This window comes from Streptomyces sp. DH-12 (assembly GCF_002899455.1).
Lineage (GTDB): Bacteria > Actinomycetota > Actinomycetes > Streptomycetales > Streptomycetaceae > Streptomyces.
The window spans coordinates 2,862,426-2,880,337 of record NZ_PPFB01000001.1; the positions used below are offsets into that span (position 1 = coordinate 2,862,426).

At 74.2% G+C, this 17,912-nt stretch carries 19 protein-coding genes; 9 read left to right on the forward strand and 10 right to left on the reverse strand.

The features are described from left to right. Positions 1–137: 137 nt before the first annotated feature. The 3 genes from C1708_RS11535 to sigE form a co-directional block, all read right to left on the reverse strand. Positions 138–1,859, reverse strand: a complete 1,722-nt coding sequence (locus tag C1708_RS11535) for a trypsin-like peptidase domain-containing protein (protein WP_106412593.1) — start codon at positions 1,857–1,859, stop codon at positions 138–140. 150 nt (positions 1,860–2,009) lie between these two features. Next, on the reverse strand, positions 2,010–2,885 hold the full coding sequence (locus C1708_RS11540) for an anti-sigma factor family protein (protein WP_106412594.1): 876 nt from the start codon (positions 2,883–2,885) through the stop codon (positions 2,010–2,012). After that, a complete protein-coding gene (sigE, locus tag C1708_RS11545) occupies positions 2,882–3,541 on the reverse strand; it encodes an RNA polymerase sigma factor SigE (protein WP_106412595.1) in 660 nt (219 codons plus the stop codon). The genes C1708_RS11540 and sigE overlap by 4 nt, the downstream gene beginning before the upstream one ends. Positions 3,542–3,817: 276 nt before the next feature. Here sigE and C1708_RS11550 point away from each other — a divergent pair, with 276 nt between their 5' ends. After that, entirely contained in the window at positions 3,818–4,516 is a 699-nt protein-coding gene (locus C1708_RS11550; protein WP_106412596.1) for an O-methyltransferase, read from the forward strand. A 115-nt stretch (positions 4,517–4,631) separates the two neighbouring features. Here C1708_RS11550 and C1708_RS11555 read toward each other — a convergent pair whose 3' ends face one another. Continuing rightward, a complete protein-coding gene (locus C1708_RS11555; RefSeq protein ID WP_003966491.1) occupies positions 4,632–4,799 on the reverse strand; it encodes a DUF3117 domain-containing protein in 168 nt (55 codons plus the stop codon). A gap of 380 nt (positions 4,800–5,179) precedes the next feature. Here C1708_RS11555 and chcB point away from each other — a divergent pair, with 380 nt between their 5' ends. Beyond that, on the forward strand, positions 5,180–5,983 hold the full coding sequence (gene chcB, locus C1708_RS11560) for a 2-cyclohexenylcarbonyl CoA isomerase (RefSeq protein ID WP_106412597.1): 804 nt from the start codon (positions 5,180–5,182) through the stop codon (positions 5,981–5,983). Between the two features lie 8 nt (positions 5,984–5,991). On the opposite strand, the gene C1708_RS11565 is transcribed toward chcB, so the two are convergent. Both C1708_RS11565 and C1708_RS11570 read right to left on the reverse strand, forming a co-directional pair. Further along, positions 5,992–6,648 (reverse strand): DNA-3-methyladenine glycosylase I, encoded by a 657-nt coding sequence (locus C1708_RS11565; protein ID WP_274543351.1) that lies wholly within the window; start codon positions 6,646–6,648, stop codon positions 5,992–5,994. Continuing rightward, positions 6,645–7,007, reverse strand: a complete 363-nt coding sequence (locus C1708_RS11570) for a DivIVA domain-containing protein (RefSeq protein ID WP_106416254.1) — start codon at positions 7,005–7,007, stop codon at positions 6,645–6,647. Before C1708_RS11570 ends, C1708_RS11565 begins: the two co-directional genes overlap by 4 nt. 132 nt (positions 7,008–7,139) lie before the next feature. Between C1708_RS11570 and folP the strand changes: the two genes are divergently transcribed. Beyond that, positions 7,140–8,000, forward strand: a complete 861-nt coding sequence (gene folP / locus C1708_RS11575; RefSeq protein WP_106412598.1) for a dihydropteroate synthase — start codon at positions 7,140–7,142, stop codon at positions 7,998–8,000. 67 nt (positions 8,001–8,067) lie between these two features. Here the strand turns inward: folP and C1708_RS11580 are convergent, their stop codons facing one another. Both C1708_RS11580 and dapE read right to left on the reverse strand, forming a co-directional pair. Continuing rightward, positions 8,068–8,826 (reverse strand): LOG family protein, encoded by a 759-nt coding sequence (locus tag C1708_RS11580; RefSeq protein WP_106412599.1) that lies wholly within the window; start codon positions 8,824–8,826, stop codon positions 8,068–8,070. Between the two features lie 120 nt (positions 8,827–8,946). After that, positions 8,947–10,026: a succinyl-diaminopimelate desuccinylase gene (dapE, locus tag C1708_RS11585; RefSeq protein WP_106412600.1), complete on the reverse strand. Its 1,080-nt coding sequence runs from the start codon at positions 10,024–10,026 to the stop codon at positions 8,947–8,949. Between the two features lie 82 nt (positions 10,027–10,108). Between dapE and C1708_RS11590 the strand changes: the two genes are divergently transcribed. Further along, positions 10,109–11,095: a VldE C-terminal domain-containing protein gene (locus tag C1708_RS11590; RefSeq protein ID WP_241911223.1), complete on the forward strand. Its 987-nt coding sequence runs from the start codon at positions 10,109–10,111 to the stop codon at positions 11,093–11,095. A gap of 216 nt (positions 11,096–11,311) precedes the next feature. Further along, positions 11,312–11,650 (forward strand): ATP-binding protein, encoded by a 339-nt coding sequence (locus C1708_RS11595; protein WP_106412601.1) that lies wholly within the window; start codon positions 11,312–11,314, stop codon positions 11,648–11,650. Positions 11,651–11,943: 293 nt separating this feature from the next. Here the strand turns inward: C1708_RS11595 and C1708_RS11600 are convergent, their stop codons facing one another. Together C1708_RS11600 and fdxA are read right to left on the reverse strand one after the other, a co-directional pair. Further along, entirely contained in the window at positions 11,944–13,041 is a 1,098-nt protein-coding gene (locus C1708_RS11600) for a bifunctional succinyldiaminopimelate transaminase/glutamate-prephenate aminotransferase (protein ID WP_106412602.1), read from the reverse strand. Between the two features lie 104 nt (positions 13,042–13,145). Continuing rightward, positions 13,146–13,463 (reverse strand): ferredoxin, encoded by a 318-nt coding sequence (fdxA, locus tag C1708_RS11605; RefSeq protein WP_004926152.1) that lies wholly within the window; start codon positions 13,461–13,463, stop codon positions 13,146–13,148. 140 nt (positions 13,464–13,603) lie between these two features. Between fdxA and C1708_RS11610 the strand changes: the two genes are divergently transcribed. The 4 genes from C1708_RS11610 (at position 13,604) to C1708_RS11625 (ending at position 17,849) form a co-directional block, all read left to right on the forward strand. Next, positions 13,604–14,713, forward strand: coding sequence for a GNAT family N-acetyltransferase (locus C1708_RS11610; protein ID WP_106412603.1), 1,110 nt, complete (start codon positions 13,604–13,606; stop codon positions 14,711–14,713). Positions 14,714–14,730: 17 nt separating this feature from the next. Continuing rightward, complete coding sequence (locus C1708_RS11615; RefSeq protein ID WP_106412604.1) at positions 14,731–15,594, forward strand: transglutaminase-like domain-containing protein; 864 nt, start codon at positions 14,731–14,733, stop codon at positions 15,592–15,594. 78 nt (positions 15,595–15,672) lie between these two features. Then, positions 15,673–16,146 (forward strand): MarR family winged helix-turn-helix transcriptional regulator, encoded by a 474-nt coding sequence (locus tag C1708_RS11620; RefSeq protein WP_106412605.1) that lies wholly within the window; start codon positions 15,673–15,675, stop codon positions 16,144–16,146. Positions 16,147–16,262: 116 nt separating this feature from the next. Further along, entirely contained in the window at positions 16,263–17,849 is a 1,587-nt protein-coding gene (locus tag C1708_RS11625) for an MFS transporter (RefSeq protein WP_106412606.1), read from the forward strand. Positions 17,850–17,912 lie beyond the last annotated feature (63 nt).

A 17,912-nucleotide genomic window follows, 5' to 3' on the forward strand; every position in this document is an offset into this window, starting at 1 on the left:
CTCGGCCCTCGGTGCCGGTCGGTCGCCTTCCGTGGTCCGGGCCGGGTCCACGGTACCCGGACCTCCCGTACGACCGGTACCGTCCCGGCGTCCCGCGATGTCCTCCCGGCCGCCGTCCGCGTCAGTCGCCGTCCGCGTCAGTCGCCGTCCGAGGAGCCGAGCACCAGGGACACCGTGCGTTCCTCGCCGTTCCGCTCCAGGGTCAGCTCCAGCCGGTCGCCGGGGCGGTGGGCGCGGGTCCTGACGATCAGTTCCTCGCCGGAGCGCACGGGGCGGCCGTCGACCTCGGTGATGACGTCGCCGGGCCGGATGCCCGCCTCGGCGCCGGGACCGCCGGTGCTGACCGGGGGTCCGCCGTCGCTGCCCTCGGTCGCGACACGGGCGCCGTCGCCGCTGTAGTCCATGTCGAGGGTGATGCCGATCACCGGGTGGGTGGCCTTGCCGGTCTCGATCAGCTCCTCGGCGACCCGCTTGCCCTGGTTGATCGGGATGGCGAAGCCCAGCCCTATGGAGCCGGACCCGCCCTCCGGGTCCAGACCGCCGTCGGCGGAGCGGATGGCCGAGTTGATGCCGACCACCCGGCCCTTGCCGTCGAGCAGCGGGCCGCCGGAGTTGCCGGGGTTGATCGGCGCGTCGGTCTGCAGGGCGTCGACGTACGACACGTCGCTGCCGTCGCCCTTCTCGCCGCCGGCGGTGATGGGCCGCTCGCGGGCGCTGATGATGCCGGAGGTGACGGTGCCGGCCAGGTCGAAGGGGGCGCCGATGGCGACGACGGGGTCGCCGACCTGCACGTTGTCCGAGTTGCCGAGCGGCAGCGGGGTGAGCCCGCGCACGCCCTTGACCCGTACGACGGCGAGGTCGTATCCGCTGTCCCGGCCGACGACGGCCGCCTCGGCGGTGTCGCCGCTGTGGAAGGTGACGGTGATGTCGCCGTCGGCTCCGGCGGGCTCGACGACGTGGTCGTTGGTGAGGATGTGGCCCCGGTCGTCCAGCACGAAGCCGGTGCCGGTACCGGCCCTGCCGCCGCCGCTGACGTGCAGGGTGACGACGCTGGGCAGCGCCTGCGCGGCGATCCCGGCGACGCTGTCGGGGTCCCGGTCGGGCGCCTCCACACCGGCCTGCGGCAGCTCCACGGCGCCGATGCCGCCGTTCCGCTCCAACTGGACGCCGACGACGCCTCCGGCGATGCCGGACACGAGCGCGATGAGCACGGCGGCGCCGATCAGTGTGCGCCTACGGCGGCCCCGGCGCCGGTTGGCGTCCCCGTCGGCGGGGCCGGCCTGCTGCGGCGGGGCGCTCGCCGCGACCGCCCAGGGGTCGTACCGCGCCCAGGGGTCGGCCGCGGGGGCGTCCTGGGCGGCGGGGGCCGTCTCCGGTGCCGTGGGAGCCGCGCCCACGGGCACGCCGTGCGCGGGGGTGGCCGCCGGATGCTGCACCGGCGGCGCGGGCGCCCAGGGGCCGGGCTCCCCGTAGGGCGGGGTGCTGTAGGGGTCGGGGTCGTGGAGGGGCCTCGGCTGCTCGCCGGCGGGCGGGGCGACGCCTTGGACGCCGTGGGCGGGCACGGTGCCGGTGGAGTCGGGCGCGGGGGTCTCGGCGACCGGCGCGGGCACGGAGCCGGCGGAACCCGACGCGGGGACCTCCGCGCTCGGCGCCGGCACGGACCCCCACCCGGTGTCCGCGGCGCCGTCAGGCGTCCCGCCCTCCGGTGCCGGGGCGGGCGCCGTGTCGAGAGGCCGGTCCAGTTCGTAGTCGCCGTCCGGGCCCGTGCGGGGAGACCGCACGGGCTTCGGGCGGGCGAGTTCGAAGTCGCCGTCGGGCCCTTCGGACTCCCCCGGTGTGCCCGGCTTCCCCTCGTTCATGCTCTCCCCACGGCTGGACCGGCACGGATCGTCGGCACCGTGCTCCGGTCCGCCCGTGCGGTGGAGCCCGGCTCGGCGCCCGGCCGCGGAGGGCCTGGGCGCGCCACCCGGAATCTAATCAGGTTCGCGCGCCCCCGCGCAGGGGCCCGGTCAGCGGGCCGCCTGCGAGCTGTGCGTGGGCGAGGGGACCGGTGACGGCGCGGCGGTGACCAGGCCGGGCGTCTTCAGTCCGGCCGCCGCCGCCCACGCGCCCAGTCCGAGCGGCGGGGTCGCGTTCAGCGGCCGTATGTGCGGGGGCGCCGGGATGCCGGGCAGCAGCGGGGCGGCGACGCCGGTGGGGACGACGGGAGCCGCTCCCAGTCCGCTCTGGCCGCCCGCCATCTGTCCGAGCAGCGGGCCGACACCCCGGCGCCGGGAGTCCGGCGTGGTGGCGGCGCCCGCGCCCTGCGTGCGCATCGGTGTCACGTTGCTCCCCTTGCCCTGGCCGCGCGTCTCCACGTCGGCGGGGGCGACGGTGGAGACGCCGCCGAGGGCGATCGCGGCCAGCGACACCGCGCCCGCGGCGACGAACGCGAGACGCAGACCGCGCGAGGACGGCCGGTCGGCGTGGTGCCGGCCGGTGAGGTCCGCCGCGGCGGCCGCGGGCTGGTGGCGCCGCACGGGCGCGTAGGCGAATTCGAAGCGCTCGCTCCGCCGGGCCCCGAAGACGCCGGCGGAGGAGCCGCCCGGCAGCGCGGAGCCGCCCAGCGGGGACCCGCCGTCGCCGAGCCCTCCCCCGGCGGGCAGCCCTTGCAGGCGCGCCAGGAGGCTCTCGGAGGGCGGCGGCGGGGCGGCCGCCGCGAAGACGTTCTTCAGGCGGCGCTGCTCGTCCACCTCCGTCTTGCACTTGGCGCAGGTGGCGACGTGCGCCAGTACGCGCTCACGCGCGTCATGACCGAGCTCTCCGTCCACCAGGGCGGCGAGCCGGTCTCCCAGATGATGCTCCGCGAGGCGGCCCTCGGAAGACTTCGGCAGTGAACTGCTCACGCGCTCGCGCCCCCTCCCCCCAGTGCGGGGACACGCGACACGAAGGAGGGACGGTCCGCGCGCGCCTTGGGCGAACGGTGCGCGAGGGCCTTGCGCAGCTGGGAACGGCCGCGGTGGATGCGGGACCGGACGGTGCCGAGCTTGACGCCCAGGGTGGCCGCGATCTCCTCGTACGACAGCCCCTCGATGTCGCACAGCACGACGGCGGCGCGGAACTCCGGGGCGAGCGTGTCGAGGGCCTGCTGGACGTCGGCGTCGAAGTGCGCGTCGTTGAAGACCTGCTGCGGCGTGGGCTCCTTGCTGGCCAGCCGCTCGGCCGCGTCGTCGCCGAGCGCGTCGAAGCGGATGCGCTGCTTGCGGCGGACCATGTCCAGGAAGAGGTTGGTGGTGATGCGGTGCAGCCAGCCCTCGAAGGTGCCGGGCGTGTACGTCGACAGGGAGCGGAAGACACGGACGAAGACCTCCTGCGTGAGGTCCTCGGCGTCGTGCTGGTTGCCCGTGAGCCGGTAGGCGAGCCGGTAGACCCGGCCGCTGTGCGTGCTGACGATCTCCTCCCAGGTGGGGGGAGTCCACGCCTGCCCGTCCGCGTCGCCGGAGAAGGTCGCGGTCTGGGCCGGGTCGCCGGCGCGGTCATGGTCAGCAGCGGTGTTGTTCACGGATTTCGGCCTGCCCGCCGACCCGAGGAAGCGCCGCAGCCCTCCTGCACGATCCACAGGCGCAGCCGCACCTCCCCTGTCGGCTCTGGTGGTGTCCAGTGGAGCCCCTACCATAGCCACCTCGCCCGTTAGCTCCGGATAAGCGGTTTTACGAGAATTTGATCTGCGCTGCCACGGCTCGTACGACTGCGCCTGCACTTGCTCGGCGTCCGCGTCCACTCCCCGCCCCCCTTCCCGGCGCGCACCTCTCTCCTGTCTCTTTGAACGACTGGTCCCATCTGCGGGTTCCCGGCGCCAACGGATACAGTCACGCCCAGGCAACCACGGGGACAGGAGAGGGTCATTACCGCCAACCGGCAGACGAGCTGGGCGTTCGCCGACGCCTATGTCGCCGAGGACGAGGCGCTGCACCGGGCTCGCGGCCGGGCTCGCGAGGCAGGCCTGCGCTCGGTGTCGCCCGGCACGGGCGCGGCCCTGCGGTTGCTCGCCGCCAGCGTGGACGCCAAGGCGGTCGCGGAGATCGGCACCGGCTGCGGCGTGTCGGGGATCCATCTGCTGCACGGCATGCGCCCGGACGGGGTGCTGACCACGGTCGACCAGGATCCGGAGCACCAGCAGTCGGCCCGGCAGGCCTTCCGTGAGGCCGGTTTCGCCGGCAACCGGGCCCGTTTCATCCCCGGCCCGGCGCTGGACGTGCTGCCGCGCCTCGCGGACTCGGGCTACGACCTGGTCTTCTGCGACGGCGACCGGCAGGAGTACCAGGACTATCTCGCCGAATCGCTGCGCCTTCTGCGCCCTGGAGGCCTGGTCGCCTTCGAAGGCGTCTTCGCGAACGGGCGCACCGTGGACTCCGGCCCCCAGCCGACGGAGGTGCTGCGGCTGCGGGAACTGGTGCGGACCGTTCGCGAGAGCCAGGAGCTGGTGTCCTCGCTCCTGCCCGTGGGGGACGGGCTGCTGTGTGCCGTGAAACGGTGACGAACCGTCGCACGGCGTGCCGCTGACACCCGCTGCCCCCGACGCATGCGCGAAACAGCCGCCCCGGCACCGCGTGCGGCGCCGGGGCGGCTGAAAGGGTATGGTCGCTTGCGCGTCAGCCGACGACCTTCTTGAGGGCGTCGCCGAGCGCGTCGGCCTCGTCCGGGGTCAGCTCGACGACGAGCCGACCGCCGCCTTCGAGCGGAACGCGCATGACGATGCCCCGCCCCTCCTTGGTCACCTCGAGCGGGCCATCACCCGTCCGCGGCTTCATGGCCGCCATGCTCGTTCCCCTTCCTGAAACCCAGCTAAACCGTCTGAGCCGACGGCCCACTGAAGGGCACCTGCGGTCCTTGAAGCAGGACACACGCCACCGGCATCGAACACATTGCTTCCAGGCCATTATCCCGCATGGCGGGACCCGATGACCAACATCAGCAGGCATCGCTTGGGCAACGCACATGAGCAAAACCACTCAATTCGGCGATGTGACTGCGATACTGCGCTCCCCCGCCGACCTCCGGGCACCGGAAACCCGGCACGATCGTTTGACGCAGGTCACACCGAGGCCGTCCGCCGGGGCTCGTGAACTGGGTCATGCTGTCCTCCGGAAGAGGATGTACTCACCAGTACGTCCCGAGCCGCACACGGAGGGATACGACCATGGCCGACACCGTGCTCTACGAGGTGGGCGACGGACTCGCGACGATCACGCTGAACCGCCCCGAGGCGATGAACGCGCTGAACGTCGCGGCGAAGGCCGCCCTCCGGGACGCGGTCCGGTCCGCCGCGGACGACGACGCCGTACGGGCGGTGCTGCTGACCGCGGCCGGGGAGCGGGCGTTCTGCGTCGGGCAGGACCTCAAGGAGCACATCGGGCTGCTGGCCGCCGACCGGGAGGACGGTTCGGGGCGGACCATGAGCACGGTGCGCGAGCACTACAACCCCATCGTGAAGGCCATCGCCGGCGCGCCGAAGCCGGTGGTGGCGGCGGTGAACGGCGTGGCGGCGGGCGCCGGTTTCGGGTTCGCGCTGGCCGCGGACTACCGGATCGTCGCGGAGACGGCGGCGTTCAACACCTCGTTCGCCGGTGTCGCGCTGACCGCCGACTCCGGCATCTCCTGGACGCTGCCGCGGGTGATCGGCCCGGGCCGCGCCACCGACCTGCTGCTCTTCCCGCGGAACATCTCCGCGCAGGAGGCGTACGAGCTGGGCATCGCCAACCGGCTGGTGCCAGCCGGCGAGCTGCGCGCGGAGGCCGAGAAGGTGGCCCGCGCGCTGGCCCAGGGTCCGACGGTGGCGTACGCGGCGCTCAAGGAGTCGGTGGCGTACGGGATGAGCCACTCGCTGGAGGAGACGCTGGAGAAGGAGGACGAGCTGCAGACCCGGGCGGGCTCGTCGGAGGACCACGCGATCGCGGTGCAGGCGTTCGTGAACAAGGAGAAGCCGACGTACCTGGGCCGTTGAGTCCGGGGCTACGGCGCCGTCGGGGACCGCGGGTTCTTCTTCGTGGCCGAGCGCGCAGTCCCCCGCGCCCCTCGAGGGGCGCTTCTCGCCGCGCATGCCTCCAGGTGGTCGTTCACCAGTCCGCAGGCCTGCATCAGGGCGTACGCCGTGGTGGGGCCGACGAAGCGCAGGCCGCGCTTCTTCAGGGCCTTGGACAGCGCCGTCGACCCGGGTGTGACCGCGGGGACGTCGGCGAGGGTCTTCGGCGCCGGGCGGTCCGCCGGGTCGGGGGCGTGGGACCAGATCAGGGCGTCCAGGTCGCCGGGCGCCCACCGGGCCAGCACGCGTGCGTTGGCGAGGGTCGCGTCGATCTTCGCGCGGTTGCGGATGATGCCGGTGTCGGCGAGCAGGCGCTCGCGGTCGGTGTCGGTGAACTCCGCGACCCTGGCGATCTCGAAGCCGGCGAAGGCGGCGCGGAAGCCGGGGCGGCGGCGCAGGATCGTGATCCACGACAGCCCGGACTGGAACGCCTCCAGGCTGAGGCGCTCGAAGAGGGCGTCGTCGCCGTGCACCGGGCGGCCCCACTCCTCGTCGTGGTAGGCGAGGTAGTCCGGGGCGGACAGCGCCCAGGGGCAGCGGGGCAGGCCGTCGGGGCCAACCGGCTGTCCGCCCACGGTGTCGCTCACCGCTGATCGTCCTCCGGGTGCGGGGCGGGCTTGTCCGCCGACAGGTGCGCCGCGGCGGCGCGGGCGCCGGCCAGCGCGGACTCCAGGTCGGCGATCCGCGCGTCCCGCTCGGCGAGTTCGGCGGCGAGGCGGCCGAGGGCGTCGTCCACGTCCGCCATGCGGTAGCCGCGGGCGGCGAGGGGGAAGCGCAGGCGGTCGACGTCCGCGCGGCTGACCGGGCGGTCCGGCGGCAGGGAGTCCTGGAGCCGCTCCGGCTCCGCCTCGGGCAGCGGGGCGTTGTCGCCGCCGCCCACCACGGCGAGGGTCACCGCGGCCACCACGACGGCCAGCGCGACGACCAGGAACAGGAACATAACCATCGCCGGGGCCCCCACGGTCGGATGAGTCGGAGTCGGATGTGTGGCTCCGATCGTGTCATGCGAGTCTGACACCCGGGGCCGCCGGGCGGACGGAGGCGGCCCGGACGGCCGGACGAGGAGAGGTTCCAGGGGATGCTCAGGCTGGGCAGGCGGGAATTCGCACCGCACGAGCGGGTGATCATGGCGATCGTGAACCGGACCCCGGACTCCTTCTACGACCAGGGCGCCACCTTCCGCGACGGGCCGGCGCTCGCGCGCGTGGAACAGGCGGTGGCCGAGGGCGCCGCGATCGTCGACATAGGAGGGGTGAAGGCGGGGCCCGGCGAGGAGGTCTCGGCCGAGGAGGAGGCACGCCGGACGGTCGGTTTCGTGGCCGAGGTGCGCCGCCGCTTCCCGGACGTGGTGATCAGCGTGGACACCTGGCGGCACGAGGTCGGCGAGGCCGCCTGCGAGGCGGGCGCGGACGTGCTGAACGACGCGTGGGGCGGGGTGGACCCGCGCCTGGCCGAGGTGGCCGCGCGGTACGGCGCGGGGCTGGTGTGCACCCACGCGGGCGGGGCGCAGCCCCGGACCCGGCCGCACCGGGTGACGTACGACGACGTGATGGCGGACATCCTCGACGTGACCGTGGGGCTGGCCGAGCGGGCGGTGTCGCTGGGGGTGCCGCGGGAGTCGGTGATGATCGACCCGGGGCACGACTTCGGGAAGAACACCCGGCACAGCCTGGAGGCGACCCGGCGGCTCGGGGAGATGGTGGCGACCGGGTGGCCGGTGCTGGTGTCGCTGTCCAACAAGGACTTCGTCGGCGAGACGCTGGACCGCCCGGTGAAGGAGCGGGTGGTGGGGACGCTCGCGACGACGGCGGTGTCGGCGTGGCTGGGCGCCCAGGTGTACCGGGTGCACGAGGTCGCCGAGACGCGTCAGGTGCTGGACATGGTGTCGTCGATCGCCGGGGACCGGGAGCCTGCGGTGGCGCGGCGCGGGCTGGCGTAGGGCCGGACGGGACGCCGCGGGGGCGGCGGGGCCGTCGCCCCCGCCCGCCCCTGGGGGTCCTGGGGCGTCAGCGGCCCGCTTCCTTGGAGACCAGGGCCACCGCCTCGTCCACGTCGTCCGTGACGTGGAACAGCAGCAGGTCCTTCTCGGCCGCCTTGCCCTGGCCGATCACCGTCTTGCGGAGCCAGTCGACGAGGCCGCCCCAGTACTCCGTGCCGAACAGCACGATGGGGAACTGGGTCACCTTCTGGGTCTGCACCAGGGTGAGCGCCTCGAAGAGCTCGTCGAGCGTGCCGAGGCCGCCGGGCAGGACCACGAAGCCCTGCGCGTACTTGACGAACATCATCTTCCGGACGAAGAAGTACCGGAAGTTCAGGCCGATGTCGACGTACCGGTTGAGGCCCTGCTCGAAGGGCAGCTCGATGCCGAGGCCGACCGAGACGCCGTCGGCCTCCAGCGCGCCCTTGTTGGCCGCCTCCATGGCGCCCGGGCCGCCGCCGGTGATGACGGCGAAGCCCGCCTCGACCAGGCCCCGGCCGAGCCGCACCCCGGCCTCGTACTCGGGCGAGTCCGCGGGGGTGCGGGCGGAGCCGAAGACGCTGATCGCGGGCGGGAGTTCGGCCAGGGTGCCGAAGCCCTCGATGAACTCCGACTGGATGCGCAGCACCCGCCAGGGGTCGGTGTGCACCCAGTCGCTCGGCGCGCGCTCGTCGAGCAGCCGCTGGTCGGTGGTGCTGGACTGCACCTGACCGCGCCGTCGGAGGACCGGTCCCAGACGCTTCTCCTCCGGCGGCCGCCGCTTCCCCTCAGGGTTGCCCGTAGCCATGTGCGCTCCCTCCGATTGCCAGGTCGTACCGCCTCAGCGTAGATCTACGCGGGTTACGTGCGGGGGACGTCAGCATGTCCACGCGCCAGCGTTCCAAACGCGACGCCGCCCGTACGGGTGTCAGACGGTCAGCCAGGACCGGAGCCGCTCCTCGCCCGCGAGGATCTTGGCGGTCTCGACGCGCTCGTCCCTCCTGTGGGCCAGGTGGGGGTTGCCGGGGCCGTAGTTCACGGCGGGGACGCCGAGCGCGGAGAAGCGGGAGACGTCGGTCCAGCCGTACTTGGGCTGCGGGGTGCCGCCCACCGCCTCGATGAAGGCCGCCGCGGCCGGGTGGGACAGGCCGGGCAGGGCCGCGCCGCTGTGGTCGTCGACCACGAACTCGGTCACGCCGCAGTCCGCGAAGACCTCCCTGACGTGCGCCAGGGCCTCCTCCTCGCTGCGGTCGGGGGCGTAGCGGAAGTTCACGGTGACGACGCACTCGTCGGGGATGACGTTGCCGGCGACGCCTCCGGAGATGCCGACCGCGTTGAGGCCCTCGCGGTACTCCAGGCCGTCGATGACCGGCCACCGGGGCTGGTAGGAGGCCAGGCGCTCCAGGATCGGGGCGGCGGCGTGGATGGCGTTGGAGCCCATCCAGCCGCGCGCGGAGTGGGCGCGCTCGCCGGAGGTCTTCAGCAGCACCCGCAGGGTGCCCTGGCAGCCGCCCTCGACCTGCCCGTCGGAGGGTTCGAGCAGTACCGCGAAGTCGCCCTCCAGCCAGTCGGGGTGCGCCTCGGCGACGTGCCCCAGCCCGTTGAGGTCGGCGGCGACCTCCTCGTTGTCGTAGAAGACGAAGGTGAGGTCGCGGTTGGGCTCGGGGACGGTGGCCGCGATGCGCAGCTGGACGGCGACGCCCGCCTTCATGTCGCAGGTGCCGCAGCCCCACAGGACGCCGTCCTCGTCGAGGCGCGAGGGGACGTTGTCCGCGATCGGGACCGTGTCGATGTGGCCGGCGAGGATCACCCGCTCTGGGCGGCCCAGCCGGGTGCGGGCCACGACGTTGTTGCCGTGCCGGTCGACCGTCAGGTGCGGCAGCGCGCGCAGCGCCGCCTCGATCGCGTCCGCGAGCGGCTTCTCGGTGCCGCTCTCGGAGGGGAAGTCGACGAGCTGCGCGGTGAGGCGCGCGGCGTCCAGCGTGAGGTCAAGCGGGGTGTCGGCCATGCCGTCGACCCTAGCGCGGGACCCCCGGCCCACTGTCCACACCCGGCTCCCGCGTGAACGTACTCTCCAGTACCTTGTACGCGTGCCAGAGCAGTCTCCCCCTCTCAAGCGCAAGCGCCGTGGCCGTCTGCTCCGCTGCGGCGCGGCCTTCGCGGTGCTGTCGGCGGTCGCCGGTTACCTGGTGGTGCAGTACGTCACCGGAGGCACGGGCGGCCCGGGCTGCGAGGTCGTGTCCGGCGAGGGCGACGGGGCGACGTACGAGTTCACGCCCGAGCAGGCGGTGAACGCGGCGACGATCACCGCCGTGGGCACCGCGCGCGACCTGCCCGAGCGGGCCGTGACGATCGCGCTGGCGACCGCCCTGCAGGAGTCGGCGCTGCGCAACATCGACTACGGCGACCGTGACTCGCTGGGCCTGTTCCAGCAGCGTCCCTCGCAGGGCTGGGGCACACCGCGGCAGATCATGGACCCGGCGTACGCGGCGGAGAAGTTCTACGAGCACCTGGAGGAGGTGCCCGGCTACACGCGGCTGCCGCTGACCGTGGCCGCGCAGAAGGTGCAGCGCAGCGGTTTCCCGCAGGCGTACGCCAAGCACGAGCCGGACGCGGCGCTGCTGGCCGCCGCCCTCACCGGCCGCTCGGGCGCGACGCTGACCTGCGACGGCCGCCCCGCGGCGACCCGGGCGAAGGGCGCGGACGCGGTACGGGCCGCGCTGGCCCGGGACTTCGGGCGCGACGTGCTGGAGCCGGCGGGCGCCGAGGTGGACGACGCCAAGGTGCGGTCCTCCTCGCCGGACGCGCCCAGCCCGGAAGCGGAATCCGGCGAGGGCACCGTGACGCTGCCGGTCACCACCGTCTCCGGCGACCGGCGGGACGTCGCGGCGCGAGGCTGGCAGCTGGCCCACTGGGCCGTGGCCAACGCCTCCGAGCTGCACATACGGAGTGTGTCCTACGCGGGCCGGGAGTGGATCGCCGGGCACACCGACAGCCAGTGGCGGCCGTTGGACGGCAAGGGGTCCGCGGACTCCGACACGGAAGCGGACGCGGTCCGGATCACCACCGGGCGGTAGCCCGGGCGTTCCCGCGCAGGCGTGCGGGAGGTCACCCGGAGGCGTTGCACGGGACCGACATTGCGCCGCATTGCCGACTCTTTGCCGGACACGCGCGCAACCTTCCCGGCGGTCGGGCGGTAATCAGTGCGTCCGGGCCCGGTCACGGACGGCCGACCGCCAGTGGGTCGTCCCGGGCGGCCGGACCCCACCGTCGTCTGCCGTCGAAGGAGCACCATGTCCCTCCCCCTGACCCGTCGGATCGCCCGTGCCGCGTTGCTCGTCGCTGCGGGAGCGGCCGCCGGGGTCGGTGCGGCCGGTTCCGCGAGCGCGGCGCCGGCGCTGCCGTCCGCCCCGAACCTCGGGCTGAGCGCCCTGGACGGTGCGCCCGGCAAGACCGTGGACAACGTGACGCGGGGCGTCGGCAAGACCACCCCCGACGCCACCGAGGTGGCTCCGGCGGCGGGCACGACCGTGAAGAAGGCCGTGCCGGTGGTGAAGGAGCTGCCGACCGACTCCCTCGGCAAGAGCGGCCCCACGAAGAACCTGCCGGTCAAGGGCCTGCCTCTCGGCTGACCCCCTCGCCGAAGGCGACCTGAGCAGCGAGACGAAGGGGCCCGGGACCTCTCCCCCGGGCCCCTTCGGCACGTCCTGCCGCAGTCGTCGCGCCGTCCCGGTGCCGGGACGGCGCGACGGTGTGGGGAGGCCGTGGGAGCTTGGCGGGGCCGGCCCGCTGCGACCGGCCGGCCGCGCCGGCCCGTTCCTTCCGGGCCGCCGGTATCCGCCCTCGCCACCCGGCGGCGGTCGGCCGCGTTCGCCGCGGCGGGCCGCCGGCCCGGTGGCGAGTCCGGCGTGCCGGTGTCAGGCGGTCAGACGGTCAGGCGGCTCACCGCGGCCTGGACCCGTTCGTCCGTCGCGGTCAGGGCGACGCGGACGAAGCGGTCGCCTGCGGGGCCGTAGAAGTCGCCGGGGGCGACCAGGACGCCCCGGTCGGCGAGGTGGGCGACGGTGTCCCAGCAGGACTCGTCGCGCGTGGCCCACAGGTACAGGCTGGCCTCGCTGTGCTCGATGCGGAAGCCGTGGGCGAGCAGCGCGTCGCGCAGGGTGGTGCGGCGGGCCGCGTACCGCTCGCGCTGGACGCGGACGTGCTCGTCGTCGCCGAGTGCCGCCACCACGGCCGCCTGGGTGGGGGCCGGGATCATCATCCCGCCGTGCTTGCGGATCTGGAGCAGCGGGCCGAGCACGGCCGGGTCGCCGGCCAGGAACGCGGCGCGGTAGCCGGCCAGGTTGGACCGCTTGGACAGGGAGTGGACGGCGACGATGCCGTCGTGGGAACCGCCGTTGACGTCCGGGTGCAGCACCGAGACCGGGTCGGCCTCCCAGCCCAGCTCGATGTAGCACTCGTCGGACAGGACGAGGATCCCGTGCGTGCGGGCCCAGGCGACGATCCGGGTCAGCTCCTCCTTGGAGAGCACCCGGCCGGTCGGGTTGGACGGCGAGTTGAGCCACAGCAGCTTCAGCCGCGCCGGGTCCAGCTCGGTCGGGTCGTCGTACGCCACGTGCTCGGCGCGCGCCAGGCGGGCGCCGACCTCGTACGTCGGGTAGGCCAGGCGCGGGTGGGCGACCTGGTCGCCGGGGCCGAGTCCGAGCTGGGTGGGGAGCCAGGCGACGAGTTCCTTGGAGCCGACGACCGGCAGGACGTGCCGGTGGGTCACCTCGCGGGCGCCGAGCCGGTGTTCCACCCAGCGGGTGATCGCGTCCCGCAGTTCCGGGGTGCCCCACACCGTGGGATAGCCCGGCGAGTCCGCCGCGGCGATCAGCGCCTTCTGGATGTGCTCGGGCACCGGGTCGACGGGCGTGCCGACCGAGAGGTCGACGATGCCGTCGGGGTGCGCTGCGGCCGTCTTCTTGTACGGCTCCAGCTTGTCCCAGGGGAAGGCGGGCAGCCGGTCGGAGACTGCGGACACGGGTGGGGGCTCACTTTCTGGTTCGGCGAACGCCTCGGTCCCGTACGGCGGGCGGGCCGTACGGGACCAGGGCGACGCGTCGGTGCGGGGCCGCCGCGGGACGGTTACGCCTGCGGCGGCAGCGCGGCGATGAACGGGTGGTCCCGCTCGATCAGACCGAGCTTGCTGGCGCCGCCGGGGGAGCCGAGCTCGTCGAAGAACTCGACGTTCGCCTTGTAGTAGTCCTTCCACTCCTCCGGAGTGTCGTCCTCGTAGAAGATGGCCTCGACCGGGCAGACCGGTTCACAGGCGCCGCAGTCGACGCATTCGTCCGGGTGGATGTACAAGGACCGCTGGCCCTCGTAGATGCAGTCGACCGGGCACTCCTCGATGCACGCCTTGTCCTTGACGTCGACACAAGGCTGCGCGATGACGTAGGTCACGCTGTCGTTCCTCCTCGATAGGGCGCTGGCGGGCCTCCTCAGGCTCCGCCGCCTGGCGCGCGGGAGCGCGGCGTCGTCGATGCCCGCCCCTAGTATCTCCGTTCCGGAGCATGATCCGAACAGGAGGGGTGAACTGACCTGTGGAAATCTCAGCCGCCGGGCGCCTCGAGGTCCGTGTCACCGCTGCTGACGTGGGGAAACGGGTCTCCGTGAGGAGCTTGATCGAACATGGCCCCTCGGGTGAGAAGTTCAGCGACACGGTCGGCGTTCTCACATCATGGGACAACGGTGTGTTGCAGATCACAAGGAAGAGCGGGGAAAGTGTCCGCGTCGCCGAGTCCGCACTGGTAGCGGGCAAGGTCGTGCCGGCCGCCCCGGCGCGTCGGCGTGGCCCGGCGGCCTCCTACGCGGAGCTGGCGCGGGTGGCCGCGCGGGGCTGGCGGCCGGTGGAGAGCGAGCGGCTCGGCGACTGGGAGCTGCGGGCGGCCGCCGGTTTCACCCGCCGGGCCAACTCCGTGCTGCCGCTGGGCGACCCGGGCCTGCCGCTCGACGACGCGCTGACGGCCGTGCGCCGCTGGTACGCGGCCCGGGGGCTGCCCGCGTACGTCCAGACCGCGACCGGCGCGAAGGACACGCAGGAGCTGCTCTGCGCGGAGCTGGAGCGGCGCGGGTGGGTCCGCGAGGTGACCGCCGAGCTGTGGACGGGCGGGCTGGCCCCGGTCGCCGATGCGGGCGCCGGGACGGCCTCCGGCGTGCTGCTGTCCCGGCGGGCGGACGAGGCGTGGCTGGCGCGGTACCGGCGCAAGGGCGTGAGCGAGGTGGCCCTGCGGGTGCTGGGCGGGGGTTTCCCCGGCGAGCCGTCCTCGGGTGAGCCGTCGGTGTGGTTCGCGACCGTGCCGGGTGAGCCGGGCGCCGAGGCGCCCGCCGCGATCGGGCGGTGTGTCGTGGACGGCCGGTGGGCCGGGTTCGCGGCGGTCGAGGTGGACCCGGCGCGGCGGCGGCGCGGGCTGGCCACGACCGTGATGGCGGCGCTGGCCGCCCGAGCCCTGGAGGAGGGCGCCTCGGCGGCCTGGCTGCAGGTCGAGGCGGACAACGAGGGTGCGCGGGCGCTGTACGACCGCCTGGGCTTCGCCCCGCACCACGCGTACCACCACCACCGCGCGCCGGAGGGGCCCGCACCGGACTGGCCGGACCCGCGGGAGGGCTCCGCTCAGGATGCGTCGGCTCGGGCGGGTGACGGGCCGCTGTGAGCGGGCACGAACCGGGTATGCGCTCCCCCTGGCCCCCACCGCCCGGGCGCTCCGCCGAACTGCGCCGGCGCTTCGCCGAGGAGGCCCGCTGCGAGCGGCCCGGCCTGTCCGTGCTGTGCCTCCTGGTGGCGGCGGAGGGCGACGGCACGCTCGACGAGGCGGGCATGGACGCGGTGGAGATCGAGCTGGACCGGCTGGCGGGCGAGCTGCCGCACCGGCCGGGCTCGCCGCACGCGTGGGCGGTGGCGCTGCGGGACCTGCTGGGCGAGCGGTACGGCTTCCACGGCCTGCCGGACGACTACCGGCGGCTGGAGTCCTCGCTGCTGCACGCGGTGCTGCGGAGGCGGCGCGGGCTGCCGATCCTGCTGTCGGTGGTGTGGATCGAGGTGGCCCGCCGGGCGGGCGCGCCGGTGTACGGCGTGGCGCTGCCCGGGCACTTCGTCGTGGGCTTCGGCGACCCGCACGGGGCGGGCGCCGGGCAGGTGCTGGCCGACCCGTTCGACGGGGGCCGGGTGCTGACCGGACCGGACGCGGAGCTGCTGGCCGCCGGGGCCACCGGAGGCCCGCTGGAGCCGTCCATGCCGGCCCCGGCGGGGACGCTGGAGGTGGTCGCGCGCGTCCTGAACAACGTCCGGGCCTGGGCGGCGACCCGCCCCGAGCGCACCGACGTCGGTCTGTGGGCCCTGGACCTCTCCCTGCTCCTCCCGTCCCGCCCCGCCCGCCTGCGCTACGAACGCGCCCAGCTCCTCGTGCAGCGCGGCGAGTTCACGGCGGGCGCGGCCGAACTGGAGGCGTACGCGGACGTCGTCGCGGCGGTCGACCCACAGGCGGCGGACCGCATCCGGGGGGAGGCGCTGGCCGCCCGGGCCCTGCTCAACTGACGCCGGCCCGGCCGCTCCCGGCGGCGCGGCGCCGCCCGCCTTTGACATAGGTATGCCTGGATACCTATCCTCACGTACATGTCCCCCACCCGTGCCTCCGAGGAGCGCGTCGCGCACCTGGCCGCCGAGCTTGCGGCGTGCCTGCCCGCGCTGCACCGGGCACTGGACCGGCGGGTCGCGGGCGAGTACCCGCATCCGAAGCCGCCGGAGGGACAGCTGGCGCTGCTGCGTCACGTAGCGCGGCACGAGGGCGCCACGGTCGGCGAGGCCGCCTCGGCGCTGCTGATGAAGCCCAACAACGTCAGCGCGCTCGTCTCCCAGCTCATCGAGCGGGGCGAGCTGGAGCGCCGCCAGGACCCCGCGGACAAGCGGATCGCCCACCTCCACCTCACCGCCGTCTCGCGCCGCCGGATCGCCGAGGTGCGCGCCCTCGAAGAGCGTCTGCTCGGCGAGGCCCTGCGCTCGGTCACCGACGGCGAGCTGGACGCGCTCGGTTCGGCGCTCGGCGCCCTCAAGGCCCTCCCCGGCCACCTTCACGCGGCGACCCGCTGACCCGCGCCCCACCCCGGGCGCTCCCCCCGTCACGCGCGTCGCCCCGCGCGGCGACGCCCCGGGCGCCGTTCCGCGCGCATGCCGCTCCCCCCTTTCGAGAAAGAAACGGCTTCCCCATGTCGTCGTCCACGTCCGTGGATCGCCCCACCGCGCGCCGGGGCGATCCCTGGCTCGCCCTCATCGCCGTGTCGTTCGGCCTGCTCATGGTGCAGCTCGACGGCTCCGTCGTCGCCATCGCCAACCCGGCGATCGGCAAGGACCTCGGCGCCGACACCGCCGAACTGCAGTGGGTCACCAACTCCTACCTGCTCGCGCTCGCCGCCTCGATGATCCTCGGCGGCAAGCTCGGCGACCGGTTCGGCCGCCGCCGGTACTACCTCGTCGGCGTCATCGGCTTCGTCGTCGCGTCGGTCGGCATCGGCCTGGCCGGCGGCGTCGAGGGCGTCATCGCCTTCCGCGTGCTCCAGGGCCTGTGCGGCGGCATCCTCATGCCCAACACGCTGGGCATCCTGCGCGCGGTGTTCCCGCCCCGGAAGTTCGGGCTCGCGGTGGGCATCTGGGGCATGGTGTCCGCCGTGTCCACCTCGCTGGGCCCGATCCTGGGCGGTCTGCTCGTCGAGCACGTCGACTGGACCTGGGTGTTCTACCTGAACGTCCCCATCGGGATCGTGGCCCTACTGTTCAGCGCGGCCGTGCTGCGGGAGTCGAGGAACGCCGGCGGGGAGCAGCGCTTCGACGTGGTCGGCGTCGTCGTGCTCGCCGCCGGACTGCTCGCCCTGGTGTTCGGCATCGTGAAGGGCGAGACCTGGGGCTGGGCCTCCGGCGGCACCCTCGGCTCGATCGCCGCCGGCGTCGTCCTGCTGGTCCTCTTCGGCTGGTACGAGACCCGGCAGGAGCACCCGCTGCTGCCGATGCGCCTGTTCCGGAACCGGTCGCTGACCACCGGATCCGTGATGACCGCGCTGAACTTCTTCGTGATGCTCGGCGGGATCTTCTTCATCATGCTGTACCTGCAGAACGTCCGCGGCTACACGCCCGTCGAGGCCGGCATCAGCACGCTGCCGATGTCGCTCGCCTCGCTGGTCGCCTCACCGCTCGGCTCGCAGCTCACCGCGCGCTTCGGCCCGCGGGCCACCATCCCGCTGGGCCTGGTGCTGTCCGCCGCCGCCATGTTCGGCATGCTCACCTGGTCCACCGACTCCTCCTACGCCACCATGTGGCCGCCGTACATCGCGCTGGGCCTGGGCGTCGGCATCGTGCTGCCCGCGACCGCCGCCGCGATCATCGGCAACGCTCCGGTCCGGGACGGCGGGGTGGCGTCCGGGCTGCAGTCCACGATGCTGCAGATCGGCGGCGCGCTGGGCACGTCGGTGCTGGTCACGGTGATCGCCGGCAAGGTCGGCTCCTCGCTGTACGGCGAGCTGACCGGGGCGGGCGTGCCGTCCGCCGTGGCGCACGGCCTGGAGGGGGCGGAGGACGCCGTGGCGATGGGCATCGCCCCGGTCTCCCCCGGCATGCCCGAGGGGCTGCGGGCCGCGGTCGTCGAGGGCAGCGCGCAGGCGTTCGTCAACGGCATGCACGCCGCGGTCACCGTCACCGGCGTCCTGTGCCTGATCGGCGCCGCGGTCGCCGTGGCCGGCATCCGCCGCCGCTCCCCCGAGGAGGCCGCCGCCGAGGCCCCGGTGCCCGTCGCCGCGCACTGAGACCCGCACGCACGACAGCGGCGCCGCACGGAGTGCTCCGTGCGGCGCCGCTGTCGTGCGTCG

Bases quoted from the DNA above. Each gene is read 5' to 3' on its own strand.
- dapE (WP_106412600.1), bottom strand. From the start codon at position 10,026: ATGGCCGACACCCCGCTTGACCTCACGCTGGACGCCGCGCGCCTCACC.
- folP (WP_106412598.1), top strand. From the start codon at position 7,140: ATGCTCAGGCTGGGCAGGCGGGAATTCGCACCGCACGAGCGGGTGATC.
- C1708_RS11625 (WP_106412606.1), top strand. From the start codon at position 16,263: ATGTCGTCGTCCACGTCCGTGGATCGCCCCACCGCGCGCCGGGGCGAT.
- C1708_RS11620 (WP_106412605.1), top strand. From the start codon at position 15,673: ATGTCCCCCACCCGTGCCTCCGAGGAGCGCGTCGCGCACCTGGCCGCC.
- C1708_RS11570 (WP_106416254.1), bottom strand. From the start codon at position 7,007: ATGGTTATGTTCCTGTTCCTGGTCGTCGCGCTGGCCGTCGTGGTGGCC.
- C1708_RS11580 (WP_106412599.1), bottom strand. From the start codon at position 8,826: ATGGCTACGGGCAACCCTGAGGGGAAGCGGCGGCCGCCGGAGGAGAAG.
- C1708_RS11595 (WP_106412601.1), top strand. From the start codon at position 11,312: ATGTCCCTCCCCCTGACCCGTCGGATCGCCCGTGCCGCGTTGCTCGTC.
- chcB (WP_106412597.1), top strand. From the start codon at position 5,180: ATGGCCGACACCGTGCTCTACGAGGTGGGCGACGGACTCGCGACGATC.
- C1708_RS11535 (WP_106412593.1), bottom strand. From the start codon at position 1,859: ATGAACGAGGGGAAGCCGGGCACACCGGGGGAGTCCGAAGGGCCCGAC.
- C1708_RS11615 (WP_106412604.1), top strand. From the start codon at position 14,731: ATGCGCTCCCCCTGGCCCCCACCGCCCGGGCGCTCCGCCGAACTGCGC.
- C1708_RS11555 (WP_003966491.1), bottom strand. From the start codon at position 4,799: ATGGCGGCCATGAAGCCGCGGACGGGTGATGGCCCGCTCGAGGTGACC.